Here is a 12,803-nt window from a genome sequence, read left to right as displayed (position 1 = left end):
GCGGGATGCTGGGGTTGTACCGATCGGGGAGGACGGCTGTGAGCATCGCGACCGAGCAGCGCGAGGCCCAGGCGATTCACCTGTCATTTTCGGGCCGCTTCGGCTTCGGCATCGACCGGTGGGCGTACCTCCCGTTCGAGGTGCCGCTGGGCGTGCAGCGAATCCGGGTCACCACGTCGCATGACCGCTTCGCGGTGGGCGGGCCGATCCGAAACGTGTTGGATCTGGGCATGTTTGGGCCGGCGGGTCACGACCTGGGTAATGCGGCCGGATTCCGGGGATGGTCGGGCGGGGCCCGCGACGGCTTTGAGATCTCCGCCGGCCACGCCACTCCGGGTTACCTGGCGGGCCGTATCGAGCCGGGCCTGTGGGCGGTCGCCCTCGGTCCGGTGGTGCTGAGCCCCTGGGGAATGGCCTGGGAGGCGCGCGTCACCCTGGAACGCGGGCGGCCCGGCCCGGAAAGCGGGCCCGTGCTCGCACATCTCGCCCCGCCGGTCGGCCGTGCGGGCTGGTACCGCGGTGACCTGCACCTGCACACCGTGCACTCCGACGGCCAACGCCATCCGGGCGAACTCGTCGCGGCCGCGCACGACAGCGGGCTGGACTTCATCGTCTCCACCGACCACAACACCAACTCCGCCAACCGGGTGTGGCCGGCCTGCCGCGCCGGCGGCTTGTTGGTGATCCCCGGCGAGGAGGTCACCACCCGGCACGGGCACTGGCTGGCCGTCGGCCTGCCGCCGGGCGGCTGGGTCGACTGGCGTTACGCGCCGCGCGACGGGGTGTTCCCGCGCTTCGCTTCTGAAGTCCGGTCGGCCGGCGGCCTGGCGATCGCCGCGCATCCCGCCGCACCCGTGCCGGGGTCGTTGTGGGAGTTCGGTTTTGAGCACGTGGACGGGCTCGAGGTGTGGAACGGCCGGTGGAACCTCGACGACGAAGTGTCGCTGCGCATTTGGCAGCGGTTGCTGTGTGAGGGCCGGCGCGTCGTGGCAGTCGGCGGCAGTGACTCCCATGCCCATCGGCAGCCGGTCGGTTCGCCGCAGACGGTCGTGTATGCGCGCGAGCTGTCGGCGCCCGCCTTGGTCGACGGGTTGCGCCGCGGCCGCTCGTACATCGCCCGATCACGGGCTGTCACAGTCGAACTCACCGCGTCCTGCCCAGGCCGCGGCGCCGGTCCCGGCGAAACGCTGCGCGTGTCGCCCGACGCGCCGGTCACCGTCACCGCCATGATCACCGGGGCCGCCGGAACCACCGCCAGTTTGATCACCGCAGCAGGTTGCGTCGGCCGGGCCGCGGTGCCCGGGCCGGCGCGGACCATGCTGCGCTGGGAACTCGACACCGCGTCGGCCCGCTTCGCGCGGCTGGAGATACGCGAGGCGCCGCGGCGCCCGCTCGGCGCGATGGTCGCGGTGACGAATCCCGTGTGGCTGGCATAAGCACCTAAGCATGGAAATTAACGCATAGAAGCTTGACAGGCGCGACGTCGTCGCCGCATGCTATTTATGCATCTAATTTCAAGCATAAGGAGCCAGATGGCAGGTCCAAGGAGGAGCAAACCGCGGCTCGACGCCTCTATGCCTGATATTGCACGCATAGGGAGGGCCTTCGCCGAGCGGCGGATAGCGCTACGGCTCACCCAACAGACGCTCGCGGACCTCGCGGGGGTCTCGCGGTCCAGCGTCCAGGCGCTCGAGCGGGGGAGCGGCTCGGTCAAATTCGGCTACGTCGTCGAGATGGCCAACATCTTGGGTCTACGCATCGACATGAGCACGGCGGGCGAATGACAAGACCACGCCGTCTTGACCTGCGAAATGTCGCCGAAGCCGACGTGTACATCGACGAAGGCCTTGCCGCGCATCTGATTCGCGAACGCGGCGACACGACCAGCTTCAGCTACGTGCCCGACCAGAACTCGAGCGGAGCCCGCGTCCGCGACCGATCGGTATCGTGGTCGCTGCTGCGGTCCGCCGAATACCCGGTCGTCACCACAGGTGGCGCCGTTCCGCCGTTCTTCGCCGGGCTGCTTCCGGAAGGGGTCCGGCTCGGCGTGGTCACGTCGTCGACGAAAACCTCGGCCGATGATCACCTCACGTTGCTGCTGGCGATCGGCGCTGAGACCGTCGGCAATGTCCGGGTAGTCCCGGCGGGCGTCGATCCGACTCCGCCGCCGCCGATGTTCGAGCCCGAGCGGGACACCGATTTTCGTGCGGTCTTCGCGAAGTTGACCGGCTCCGTCGATGCCGACCCCGTGGGCCTGGCCGGAGTGCAGCCCAAGGTGAGTGCCGCGATGCTTTCGGCGCCGGCCCAAACCCGTTCCGGCCCAGCGATACTGAAGCTCAATCCCGTGCAGTACCCGTTGATCGTCGAAAATGAGCACTTCTTCATGACGATGGCCGCCGCATGCGGGTTGCGGGTCGCAACGACATCGCTGCTGCACGATACCGAGGGGCGCGCCGCACTGCTGGTGACTCGATTCGACCGGGCGGGGTCGACACGCATCGCGCAGGAGGATGCCTGCCAAGTCGCGGGCATCTATCCGGCTTCCAAGTACCGCATCAAAACCGAGACGGCCATTGCCGCACTCGCCGACGCGTGCGCCCGAGGCGGCGGATCGAAGCCGGCCGCAGTGCTCGAATTGCTCAAAACCGTTGTGTTTTCCTGGCTTATCGGCAACGGCGACCTGCACGGTAAGAACCTCTCGATCTACAACCCCGACGGTGTTTGGCAGCCCACGCCTGCGTATGACCTGCTTTGCACCCAGCCCTACACTCGCTGGCGGGATCCCATGGCGCTCAACCTTTATGGTCGCGCGAACCGGCTAACCCGATCTGATTTCGTCGACGCCGGCGAACGCCTCGCTCTGCGGCCCCGCGCCGTCGTCAGGATGATCGACGGGATCGTCGACGCTGCCCACGACTGGCCGGACAGGTGCGGGGAGATCGGCTTCGATGAGCGCCAAACCACGCTGCTTGCGCAGATGCTGCGGAGGCGAATCGACAGCTTGTGGTAAGCGGGATTGGCCTAATCTCGCAGGCCCCAACCCGGGTGTAGCGGTGGCAGGTCGCTCAGGCCCGGATTGGGCGGCTCGGTGGTTTCGCCGTCGTCGTCGATCCAGCGGCGACCGTACTGATCGGGGATCGCGCCCCACCCCCAGTACGCAAGCGGGGACCGCGGCACGATTCCGAGTTCGGATTCCGGGTCGATCCGTTCGGGCGCCACCTCGCACAGGTGCGTCCAGCCGTCGCCGAGATCGAATTCATAGACGAATTTCTCGCCCGGCGACAGCGTCGACAGCTTCGTCGCGTCGCCGTCGAGGATTCCCAGGTCGAAGTCGTCAAAGTCGGGCTGGCCGATCACCCGACGGTCGGCCAGCTCGAATTTGTAGAGGTGCGCGCGATCCCAGCGAGCGAATGCGGTGTCGATCGCCTCGGCGAGCTGGCTGAAACGATGCGACCGGGCCGCGGCGAAAAGCCGGCCCGGCCGCGGCCAGTAGTCGTCGCCACGGCCGCTGACCAAGTCCACCCGGATCGACAACCACGTGCGCGCCACGACTAGCGATACTGCCTTGCTCCGTGCGTGATCACCAGGGGCGTGACGTGCTCGGCTTCGTCCCCGGGGTGAAGGCGACCGGCAGCTTGCCCAGGCCGGTCATGCTGGGGTTGCCCAGGTATTGGCGGACGTTTTGGACGTCGACCTCGTAGTCGGGGATGTGGTCGAGGACCGCCTTGACCATCACCTCGGACATCAGTCGCGCCAGGTGCGAGCCGATGCAGCGATGCGGCCCGAGCCCGAAGGCGAGGTGGCGGTTGGGTGTTCGGTCCAGGATGATCTCGTCGGGTTTCTCGAATTCCTTTTCGTCGTGGTTGGCCGAAAGCCAGCTGATGACGACTTTGTCGTTCTTGCGGAGGTGTTGGCCGTCGAGTTCGACGTCTTTCGTCACGGTGCGGCTCAGGGTTTGGTTGACCGAGAAGTAGCGCAGGAATTCGTCGGTGGCGGTGCGGTACAGCTCCGGGTGGTCGATGAGTTGTCGGCGCAGTTCCGAGTGGGTGCCCAGGTGCAGCAGGGTGAGCGCGGTCTGCGAGGTGGTGGTGTCGACGCCGCCGGCGATGAGGTTCCAGAGGATGTTGAGCAGCTGCTCGTCGGTGAGGCGCTGGCCGTCGAATTCGAACTGGATAAGGAAGCTGGTCAGGTCGTCTTCCGGCTTGGCCCTTCGGGCCGCCGCGTACTCGATGACTTCTTGCATCATGGCGGGGACTTGGGAGATGGCGTCGAGGTAGTCCGGGCTGTCCTGGGGCATGGCCATGACGGAGTGGAAGAGGTTGGCGTAGAGGTGCCAGTTGTCGAGGGGCAGGCCCATCAGCTTCATGGTCAGGATGGCCGGGACCGGGCTGGCGTAGTCGAGGACCAGGTCCATGTGTCCGTCTTGGATTTTCTGGTCGAGGAACTCGTGGGCTTTTTGTTCCATGAACGGCTTGAGCTTCTGGACGGCGCCAGGGGATAGGAACGGGGCGAGCGCGTGGCGCAGCGCCAGGTGGTAGGGGCCGTCGATCTCGCCGATGCCCAGGGCCGGCTGGCCTTCGGGGCGTGGGACGCCCATCTCGCCCTGGTAGTCGACGCCGTCCTCGGCGTTGGGTTCGTATTTGTGCGCGAAGGTGTCGCCGTCACGTGCCGCTTGGCTGACGGCGGCGTAGCTGGTGAGGAACCAGAATCCGTCGTAGTTGGTGTTCCAGGCGACGGGGCATCGTTGTCTGAGGTCGGCGTTGATGGCCAGCTCGTTGAGGTTGAACTGGTCGGAGTGGTGGTCGAAGTTGACGACGGCGTCGGCGCTGACGTCGGGACGGGTTGTCATCTGATCCTCCACCGCGACGTGAGCTGGGCTATTTACACTATCTTTGCATTATTACGCGCTCGGGTTCTGTCAGAAAGGCCGCGATGAGTAGTCACCGGACGACCTTCAACCACGTCGGATTGTGTGTCTCCGATCGCGGGCGGTCGCGGCGGTTCTACGAGAATGTGCTCGGGTTTCAGTTCTGGTGGGAGCTTGATCCGCCCGACGGCCCCACCGCCAAGCTGGTGCAGCTTCCCGAGCCGCTCGGGGTGCACGCGACCTATTTGGTGCGTGACGGCTTTGTGCTTGAACTCATGGACTACTCGAAGCGTCAAGTTCACGCCGGGTCGGACCGCGTGATGGATCAGATTGGGCTGACACACATCTCGTTTTCGGTGTCCGACCTCCCCGGCGCCTTGAAGAAGGTCCAGGAGTTCGGGGGAGCGGTGGTCGAGGGGACAATGACCGAGGCGATGGCGATGATCCGCGATCCGGATGGGCAGTTGCTGGAGCTGCTTGCGGACGGGTGGTTGGCGGCTCTGCCACCGCGGCGCTGATTCGGGAACTGTCTAGCACCGTGTGGTTAACCCTCCTTCGCCACCCGAGCGTCACAGTACGGTGATTCAGATCCGGCGACGGCCCTCGGCCGGGTGGGTGACGCATTGCGGCCAAATTCGCGCACGCCGCCCACAGAATTGGGGTCTAGCATCCCTGCTGGGGCCTGGTATGCGCCAGTGTCAGCTGGCCTGGGTGCGAGGGCGTCGGGGGCTTCGACCGCGAAAGGCCAAGCAATGAGCGATAAACCGAATGTCCTGATCATCTGGGGCGACGACATCGGGCAGAGCAACCTGAGTTGCTACAGCAATGGGCTGATGGGATACCGGACTCCCAACATCGATCGCGTCGCCGCCGAAGGGGTTCTCTTCACCGACTATTACGCCGAGCAGAGCTGCACCGCCGGACGGGCAGCGTTCATCACCGGCCAGAACCCGTACCGCACCGGCCTGACCAAAGTGGGCCTGCCGGGTGCGGAGCTGGGCCTGCAGCCGCAGGACCCGACGATAGCCACGGCGCTCAAGGCACAGGGTTATGCCACGGGCCAGTTTGGCAAGAACCACCTCGGCGACCGCGACGAGCACCTGCCCACGATGCACGGCTTCGACGAGTTCTTCGGCAACCTGTATCACCTCAACGCCGAAGAGGAACCCGAACTGCCCGACTATCCCAAGGATCCCGAGTTCCGCAAGAAGTTCGGGCCCCGCGGGGTGCTGTACAGCTGGGCCAACCGCGACGGCACCCAGCGCATCGAGGACACTGGCCCCCTCACCAAGAAGCGGATGGAAACCTGCGACGACGAATTCCGCGACGCCGCAGTCGATTTCATTAAGCGCCAGCACCAAGCCGGGACGCCGTTCTTCGTGTGGTTCAACACCACGCACATGCATTTCCGCACCCACACCGAGCCCGGGAGCGTGGGCCGCGCGGGCCGCTGGCAGTCGCGCTATCACGACACGATGCTGGATCATGACGACACGGTCGGCAGCATGCTGGACCTGCTCGACGAGCTGGGCATCGCCGAGAACACGATCGTCATGTACTCCACCGACAACGGCCCGCACATGAACAGCTGGCCCGACGCCGGCATGACCCCGTTCCGCAACGAGAAGAACTCCAATTGGGAGGGCGCCTACCGCGTCCCGGCGCTGGTGCGCTGGCCTGGGCACATCCCGGCCGGCTCGGTGCTGAACGGCATTGTCAGCCACGCCGATTGGTTCGTCACGCTGTTGTCGGTGGCGGGTGTGCCTGACATCGCCGAGCGGCTGCGTTCGGGCACCGAGCTCAACGGCACGACCTATAGGGTGCACCTCGACGGCTACGACCAGTTGGCCTACATCACCGGCCAGACCGACGAGAGCCCGCGGAAGCACTTCTTCTATGTCTCCGACGACGGCGACCTCACCGCGCTGCGGTTCGACAACTGGAAGTTCGTCTTCCTCGAGCAGCGCTGCGTGGGCACCATGCAAATCTGGGCGGAGCCGTATGTTGAGCTGCGGGTGCCCAAGCTGTTCAACCTGCGCACCGATCCCTACGAGCGGGCGGATATTACGTCGAACACGTACTACGACTGGATGGTGGACCACATCTTCCTGTTCGTACCGGCCCAGGTTTACGTCGCGGAGATGCTGGAGACGTTGGTCGAGTTCCCGCAGCGACAGAAATCCGCGAGCTTCAGCATGGACCAGGTGATGGCCAAGTTGCAGGACGCCACTACCCGCAGCAGCTGAGCGACTCAGGAGTCCACGAGGGGCATCGATGAGCGGAACGGGCGAAGCTCCCGGGGTGACCCATTTGCACGCCTTTGGGCGTGGCGTGGAACGCCCGGAACACGTTGTGGTGGCCGGCGACGGTCGGGTGTTCGCCTCCGATAAGGCCTCTGCCGTCGCAGAACTGATCGATGAGAACACCGTTCGGCGGATGGGGCAGGCTGGCGGCGAGCCGAACGGGATCGCTCTGGACCGCGACGGCCACTTCCTGATCGCCAACTGGGGCTTGGGAGTCCTGCAGGACCTCGACCCGGCGACCGGCGAGATCACGGCGATATTAGACGGACAACTGGATGGACGCCCGCTGCGATGGTTGAACTTCGTCCTGGTGGATTCCGTTGGGGCCCTGTGGTGTTCGGTGAGCACGACGGCAGACGATCTTCTCGACACTATCGCGCGCGGCACCGCCGACGGTTTCCTGTTTCGGGTCGCACCGGATCGCCAATCGGCGCATGTGGTCGCCGATGAAGTGAACTTCCCCAACTGCATGGCGCTCGACTGCAACGAGGACTACCTGTATGTGGTCCGCACCGTAGCCGCCGACGTGGTGCGTTTTCCGATTGAAGGCCAAACACTCGGGCCGCCAGAGCCATTCGGCCCGCCGCTGGGGGACCGGCGCCCCGACGAGTTCGGGCCCGACTGCGGCCGGTTCCTGGGCGACCCGCAGGTGGGCCGACGGTGGGGGATGGCCGACGGATGTGCGTTCGATGCCGAGGGAAACCTCTGGGTGACACTCGTTCTCGCCAACAGGATCGTGGCGATCAGCCCGGGCGACCGGGCAACAACCGTGATCGAAGACCCCGACGGTGCGCTATTAAACGCCCCGACCAGCATCGCCTGGGGCGGGCCCGACATGTGCGACATCTACATCGGCTCGATCGCCACCCCATACGTGCTCAAGGGCAGAAGTTCGGTGCCGGGCCTGCCGCTAATCCACCAGCGCTAGCCGCCCGACGGCCCGGGTCTCATGAAGTCCGACAGCGCGGCCTCGGGGTCTGGCGGGATCATCGATTCGGGCAGGCCCCACAGCTGCCGACTGGTGGCGCCTCCGTCGACGACGAGCGTCTGACCGGTGATGCGGGCGGCCAGCTCGGAGGACAGGAACAAGGCGGCGTTGGCGATGTCATGCGCGCGGGGCGGCGCCAGCGGGTTAATTCCGTTGACGGCGTACTCGTTTGGCGGCAGGTCCTCGTTGCCGGAGCCCACGTTGCCCGGCGCGACGGCGTTGGCGCGGATGCCGTACCGCCCCAGTTCGTCGGCGCAGGTCTTGACGAGCGAGATCACGCCGGCCTTGGCGGCGCCGTAGGCGGCATGGTAGGTCGCCGCCGCAATGCCGTCGACCGAGGCGATCGCCACCAACGACCCGCCGCTGCGCTGGGCGATCATCTGCTGAGACACGGCCTGGAAAAGATAGAACACCTGGGTCAGGTTGTAGTGGATCGCCGCGTCCCACAACTGGGTGCTGAAGTCCTCGACCTTGGACCAGGTGGCCCCGCCGATGATGTCCACGCACACATCCACACCGCCCAGGGCCGCGACGGCGTCGTCGATCGCCCGACCGACCTGCACGGGGTCGGTCATATCGGCGACGATCGGGACGGCACTGCCTCCCCGGCCGGCGATCTCGCCGGCAATCTGCTCCGCGCGCGCCTCGTCGATGTCGATGCAGGCCACCGAGGCGCCCGCCTCGGCAAGGGCCAACGACGTGAACCAGCCATGCCCCGCACGCTCCGGGATGTAGCCCGCGCCCGACACCACCGCGCGCTTACCGGACAGCCCCAAATCAATCACTTCCGGAGTATCGAGACAGTCTCGACCGCTGTCAACGTCGACTCGGGCTCAAGAAGCGAAGCCCCGCAGAATCCCAGAAACCCCAACCTCCCAGCGCCGGTTCACCGACGCCTTCGACTTGCCCAGCCAGCGGCCGCCTTCCTGAACCGCCAAACCTTGTGCCAACGCGAGCAATACGTGCGCGATGTCGACCGGGTCGCCGGCGAGCAGCCCGGCATCGGTGCACCGCTGGATTCTGCCGACGAAGATCTCCCGCATCGACGGCGCCGCCGCGAGTTCCTCGGGGCCGGGATCGAAATCCTGGAAGGGTCGCGAGAACATCACCCGGGCCAGCGCCGGGTAGTCGAGGCAGAACCGACGAAACACCGGAATGAGCCGCTGCACGTCGGCGACCGCGTCGTCGGTCTCGGGGACGGCAAGCAGCCGGCACGAGAGCATCCGGAATCCCTCGAAGAAGACCGCCCGCAGCAGCCCGCTCTTGTCCTGGAACAACTCGTATACCGCGGGCACCGAGGTGCCGGCCTGCGCGGCCACCCGCCGGGTGGTGAACCCGGACAGGCCGTCCTCGTTCAACGTCGAGACCGCGACCTTCAGCAGTTGGTCGCGAAGCTCGGGCGTGCGTTGCTTGGGCCTGGGCATCGGGTGCTACTGGCCCCCGTATTCGGCTGGCATGCCGTCGATTCCGGCGCGCAGCTCCTTCAGCGCGGCGGCGCGGGCGCGCAGCTTGGTGGTGGCGTGCGCGGCGCGATCGAGCTTGGTGAATTCGAGGGCGGCCTCCTGGGCGCGACCGAGCACCCGCTCGGGCAGGTCGATCTCGTCGATGAATCCCGCGGCGAGCGCGGTCTCGCCGAAGAACACCTTGGACAGCCCGCCCGCTTGCTGGTAGGCCGACGGGGTGAGGCGCAGCTTCATGATCGCCGACGCCGCGTGCGGCAGGACCATCCCGATAGCGACCTCATTGGCCTGAATGTTGTACCCCGGCGCGGCGATTCGGTGATCGCCGCTGCACAGCAGGAACGACCCCATCGCGATGGCCGGGCCAGTGCAGGCCATGACCACCGGCTTCGGGTACGACAGCAGCCGATACGACAGCTCGAATCCGGCCCTGAGCAGATCGATCGCCGGTTGCACCTCGCCGCCGGTCAAGACCTTCAGGTCAAACCCGCCGCTGAACACCCGGTGGTTGCCGGCGATCACCACCGCGCCGGCGTCGTCGCGATCGGCGCTGTCGAGCGCCTCGTTGAGCGCCTGCAGCATGGTCGGCCCCAGCGCGTTGACCTTCCCGTCGTCCATCGTGATCAGCGCGACGGACTCGTCGCGACGATAGGTGACCGGTCCGTTCATCTATGCTCCTTCGCCCGTCTTGATTTGTATCGACGTTACGAAACAAGGTTGCGAAAGGCAAGAGGTGCTCTCATCCGCGTTGTTCTGGCCTGGTGAAGCGCCGGTCGACACCACGTGCTGCTCGCGGCGCGTCTTGGGCCCCTGCCCGATGTAGCCGTGATCACTTGTCGGTGGACGGGGCTTAGATGCGGTCATGGCCGTCAAGGTTCTAGTGCCGATGGTTCCCACGGGGCAAGGCCGACGGCGCATGCCCGGGGTGGCCCCGCCTCTGCTGGCGCCTATATTGGTTCTGATATAGGATGGGCGTTGATCTGAGACCCATCAAATGGCTTGGGACAAGTCGCGGCGACATCCGCGAGCAACGCCCGGTCATTCGATATGAGTTCGGCCAGCAGCTACTTCGAGTGCAGATGGGGCTGATGCCCAACAACTACAAACCGATAAGCGCCGTAGGCCCCGGCGCGTACGAGATACGAGTGCAGGACGCCGACGGCATTGCTCGGCTTATGTATGTCGCGAAGTTCCACGACACGATCTGCGTCCTTCACGTCTTCACGAAGAAGTCGCGGCGGACACCGAAAACCGATATCGACCTGGCTAGGAAGCGCTACCGAGAGGCGAGAGATGGCTGACAGCGTGTTCTACGACCTCGCCGAGACCGAAGAGGAGGCGGCGAACCTGACCGCCCGCGGCCTGCTCATGATCGCCATCGAGCAGCGAATCAGGGAAGAAGGTTGGACGCAGACCGAAGCTGCGGCGCGTCTCCGCGTGACTCAGCCCCGAGTTTCGGATCTCCTGAACGGAAAGATCAGCAAGTTCAGCCTTGACGCCCTGGTCAACATGCTCGCACCAGTCGGCCTGACATTTGATGTTCGTCCGGTCGAACATCCACCGGTGCGGGCGGCGAAGAAGGTCAAAGGTACCCCTGCGGATCGTTCAACCAGGGCCGCGTCGAGCAAGCGGAAAGCACTCAGCGGGCGCTGACCTGACAGCAGCAATCTCAGCCTCATTCAGCAGCTAGTCGCTGAAAAGTCGCTATTAAGCGGACAATTCGCATAGTGGTTTGGCAGCGTGACTGGTGGATGGAGGTGACCAACGCGGCCCGGTGCTGGGCCTACGGCTGTGGTGGGGGTTCCTCGAGCCCGGCATTGCCCGCCGGGCAGTCGGAGTGCGTGCCTTCGGCGCCTTTGTCCCGGAACGGGACTGCGAGCTGTGCGCCTACCCACACGAGCCCGCGGCCGACGGCGGCCAGCGCGTGGCCCGTGGTGGTGCCGACCGCCCCGATGGTGGCGAAGGCGGCATCGAGCACGCTCGGAATGTGGAAGTCTTCCCAGGTCTCGACCTGGTGGTGGCGGGTCTCCGCGAACCGGTCGAGCTCGTCGCGCAGGGCGCGGCGCTGCTTGGCCAACTCGCGCACCGCCCAGAACCGGAAGCCGTCGAACACCGCCGGCTTCGCGAAGCGGTCGAGTATTTCCGTGGCGGTCCCATAGATGTCGACGTCTTCGCGGAGATGATGGTCGACGAGCTCGCGGGCCTCATCGATCGCCCGCAGCAGCTGCTCGGGTTGCGTGGACTCGATTCGCGCGAGGTTCAGCCGCTGCCACTTGTGCAGCGCCTCTTCCGCGATCACCAGCAGGCTGAGGGTGTCGCCAAGCCGGTTGTCGTTGAGCGCGTTTCGCAGCTTCTCGGCGCGGTGCTGCACGCCCACGGTGTGATCGAACGACGCCAGGATGCGCCTGACATGGTTGCGCAGTTGCGCGACGGTGACATTCAGCGCCGGCCCCAGGGCGGCCACCGAATCCCAGTACGCATCGGGCAGCGACCCGTACTTCTCCAGCGATTCGACCATCCGCGACAGCGTCAGGTTGTTGCCCAGCACGTCGCCGGCGCGCTGCGCCCGGGCGACTTCGAGCACCGTTTCGACCTTGTCCGCCACGCGCCGCACGGCGTCTTCCACCTGGGCAACGGCGGACGTCAACGCCATCTGCACCGCGATCAGCTGCGCCGAGAGCATCGCTTCCGGGCCGAGCACCGCCGGTCGCCACTGCAGCGGCGCGAGGCCGGCGTCGGCGCCCGTCGCCAACCGAAAGATGCCGTCGCCGAGGGGAACTAGGTTGCCTTGCCTCAACGCCTCGAGGGAATCGCGATGCAGCTGGACGTACTTTCCGGACTCGGCCAGCAGCGAGGCGAGCCCGCTGGCAAGCGCGGCGCCGTCGATCCCGGCGACTCGCATGGCCTGCCCGGCGCTGGCACGCAGGCGCTCCAAATAGGAGTCGACGGCGGCGGGGGCACCGCCCAGCAGCAACGCCTCGTCATGCAACGAGACCACCACCTCGCCCGTGTCGATCGTCGCCGACACGTCGGACATCTCGGCTGCGCTCACGGGGCACCCCCAACAATCCGTCGGCACGCAAACGAGCAGGCCGAGAGTGAGCAGGTGTTGCTGGCTAGCGACTGCGGACGTTACACCCATGTTTCGTGGCCAACCCCCGGTTCGGCGTCTATTCGGTAGGAAT

At 66.0% G+C, this 12,803-nt stretch carries 14 protein-coding genes; 8 read left to right on the top strand and 6 right to left on the bottom strand.

Annotated features, from left to right (window positions below; genetic code table 11):
• Window positions 1-38: 38 nt before the first annotated feature.
• From BN4348_RS44050 to BN4348_RS44040, 3 genes are all read left to right on the top strand, one after another.
• The gene (locus BN4348_RS44050; RefSeq protein ID WP_066913633.1) at window positions 39-1,436 is read left to right on the top strand and encodes a CehA/McbA family metallohydrolase; all 1,398 of its coding nucleotides are present in this window, start codon (window positions 39-41) and stop codon (window positions 1,434-1,436) included.
• Window positions 1,437-1,574: 138 nt separating this feature from the next.
• Window positions 1,575-1,784: a helix-turn-helix transcriptional regulator gene (locus BN4348_RS44045; protein ID WP_066913631.1), complete on the top strand. Its 210-nt coding sequence runs from the start codon at window positions 1,575-1,577 to the stop codon at window positions 1,782-1,784.
• Window positions 1,781-3,010, top strand: coding sequence for a type II toxin-antitoxin system HipA family toxin (locus tag BN4348_RS44040; protein ID WP_066913629.1), 1,230 nt, complete (start codon window positions 1,781-1,783; stop codon window positions 3,008-3,010). The genes BN4348_RS44045 and BN4348_RS44040 overlap by 4 nt, the downstream gene beginning before the upstream one ends.
• A gap of 11 nt (window positions 3,011-3,021) precedes the next feature.
• Here BN4348_RS44040 and BN4348_RS44035 read toward each other — a convergent pair whose 3' ends face one another.
• Window positions 3,022-3,549, bottom strand: coding sequence for an IS1096 element passenger TnpR family protein (locus BN4348_RS44035; RefSeq protein WP_066913627.1), 528 nt, complete (start codon window positions 3,547-3,549; stop codon window positions 3,022-3,024).
• Window positions 3,550-3,580: 31 nt separating this feature from the next.
• Window positions 3,581-4,849: a cytochrome P450 gene (locus BN4348_RS44030; protein WP_066913676.1), complete on the bottom strand. Its 1,269-nt coding sequence runs from the start codon at window positions 4,847-4,849 to the stop codon at window positions 3,581-3,583.
• A gap of 83 nt (window positions 4,850-4,932) precedes the next feature.
• Between BN4348_RS44030 and BN4348_RS44025 the strand changes: the two genes are divergently transcribed.
• The 3 genes from BN4348_RS44025 to BN4348_RS44015 all read left to right on the top strand — a co-directional run bounded on the left by BN4348_RS44025 (window position 4,933) and on the right by BN4348_RS44015 (window position 8,098).
• Entirely contained in the window at window positions 4,933-5,385 is a 453-nt protein-coding gene (locus BN4348_RS44025) for a VOC family protein (RefSeq protein WP_066913625.1), read from the top strand.
• A 234-nt stretch (window positions 5,386-5,619) separates the two neighbouring features.
• Window positions 5,620-7,113 carry an arylsulfatase gene (locus BN4348_RS44020; protein WP_066913623.1) on the top strand — a complete coding sequence of 498 codons (1,494 nt, stop codon included), beginning with the start codon at window positions 5,620-5,622 and terminating at the stop codon, window positions 7,111-7,113.
• A 28-nt stretch (window positions 7,114-7,141) separates the two neighbouring features.
• Window positions 7,142-8,098, top strand: a complete 957-nt coding sequence (locus tag BN4348_RS44015) for an SMP-30/gluconolactonase/LRE family protein (protein WP_084454224.1) — start codon at window positions 7,142-7,144, stop codon at window positions 8,096-8,098.
• On the opposite strand, the gene BN4348_RS44010 is transcribed toward BN4348_RS44015, so the two are convergent.
• From BN4348_RS44010 to BN4348_RS44000, 3 genes are read right to left on the bottom strand one after another with little or no spacing between them, the layout of a single operon-like run.
• Window positions 8,095-8,943 (bottom strand): SDR family NAD(P)-dependent oxidoreductase, encoded by an 849-nt coding sequence (locus BN4348_RS44010; RefSeq protein ID WP_066913619.1) that lies wholly within the window; start codon window positions 8,941-8,943, stop codon window positions 8,095-8,097. The genes BN4348_RS44015 and BN4348_RS44010 overlap by 4 nt on opposite strands.
• Before the next feature lie 48 nt (window positions 8,944-8,991).
• Window positions 8,992-9,582, bottom strand: a complete 591-nt coding sequence (locus BN4348_RS44005; protein ID WP_066913617.1) for a TetR/AcrR family transcriptional regulator — start codon at window positions 9,580-9,582, stop codon at window positions 8,992-8,994.
• A gap of 6 nt (window positions 9,583-9,588) precedes the next feature.
• Window positions 9,589-10,287: a crotonase/enoyl-CoA hydratase family protein gene (locus BN4348_RS44000; protein WP_066913615.1), complete on the bottom strand. Its 699-nt coding sequence runs from the start codon at window positions 10,285-10,287 to the stop codon at window positions 9,589-9,591.
• A 299-nt stretch (window positions 10,288-10,586) separates the two neighbouring features.
• Between BN4348_RS44000 and BN4348_RS43995 the strand changes: the two genes are divergently transcribed.
• Both BN4348_RS43995 and BN4348_RS61520 read left to right on the top strand, forming a co-directional pair.
• Complete coding sequence (locus BN4348_RS43995; protein ID WP_066913613.1) at window positions 10,587-10,919, top strand: type II toxin-antitoxin system RelE/ParE family toxin; 333 nt, start codon at window positions 10,587-10,589, stop codon at window positions 10,917-10,919.
• Window positions 10,912-11,271, top strand: a complete 360-nt coding sequence (locus tag BN4348_RS61520) for a helix-turn-helix domain-containing protein (protein ID WP_084454223.1) — start codon at window positions 10,912-10,914, stop codon at window positions 11,269-11,271. The genes BN4348_RS43995 and BN4348_RS61520 overlap by 8 nt, the downstream gene beginning before the upstream one ends.
• A 130-nt stretch (window positions 11,272-11,401) precedes the next feature.
• On the opposite strand, the gene BN4348_RS43985 is transcribed toward BN4348_RS61520, so the two are convergent.
• Window positions 11,402-12,655, bottom strand: coding sequence for a hypothetical protein (locus tag BN4348_RS43985; protein ID WP_066913611.1), 1,254 nt, complete (start codon window positions 12,653-12,655; stop codon window positions 11,402-11,404).
• Between the last annotated feature and the right edge of the window lie 148 nt (window positions 12,656-12,803).

It is taken from the genome of Mycobacterium interjectum (assembly GCF_900078675.2).
Classification (GTDB): Bacteria; Actinomycetota; Actinomycetes; order Mycobacteriales; family Mycobacteriaceae; genus Mycobacterium; species Mycobacterium interjectum.
Note: the sequence above shows the minus strand (reverse complement) of the source record. Positions and strands in the feature narration are given on the sequence as shown.

Excerpts from the sequence above, each read along its gene's own strand:
- BN4348_RS44045 (WP_066913631.1), top strand. The coding sequence starts at position 1,575 with ATGCCTGATATTGCACGCATAGGGAGGGCCTTCGCCGAGCGGCGGATA.
- BN4348_RS44040 (WP_066913629.1), top strand. The coding sequence starts at position 1,781 with ATGACAAGACCACGCCGTCTTGACCTGCGAAATGTCGCCGAAGCCGAC.
- BN4348_RS44030 (WP_066913676.1), bottom strand. The coding sequence starts at position 4,849 with ATGACAACCCGTCCCGACGTCAGCGCCGACGCCGTCGTCAACTTCGAC.
- BN4348_RS44025 (WP_066913625.1), top strand. The coding sequence starts at position 4,933 with ATGAGTAGTCACCGGACGACCTTCAACCACGTCGGATTGTGTGTCTCC.
- BN4348_RS44020 (WP_066913623.1), top strand. The coding sequence starts at position 5,620 with ATGAGCGATAAACCGAATGTCCTGATCATCTGGGGCGACGACATCGGG.
- BN4348_RS44015 (WP_084454224.1), top strand. The coding sequence starts at position 7,142 with ATGAGCGGAACGGGCGAAGCTCCCGGGGTGACCCATTTGCACGCCTTT.
- BN4348_RS44005 (WP_066913617.1), bottom strand. The coding sequence starts at position 9,582 with ATGCCCAGGCCCAAGCAACGCACGCCCGAGCTTCGCGACCAACTGCTG.
- BN4348_RS44000 (WP_066913615.1), bottom strand. The coding sequence starts at position 10,287 with ATGAACGGACCGGTCACCTATCGTCGCGACGAGTCCGTCGCGCTGATC.
- BN4348_RS43995 (WP_066913613.1), top strand. The coding sequence starts at position 10,587 with ATGGGCGTTGATCTGAGACCCATCAAATGGCTTGGGACAAGTCGCGGC.
- BN4348_RS61520 (WP_084454223.1), top strand. The coding sequence starts at position 10,912 with ATGGCTGACAGCGTGTTCTACGACCTCGCCGAGACCGAAGAGGAGGCG.
- BN4348_RS43985 (WP_066913611.1), bottom strand. The coding sequence starts at position 12,655 with ATGTCCGACGTGTCGGCGACGATCGACACGGGCGAGGTGGTGGTCTCG.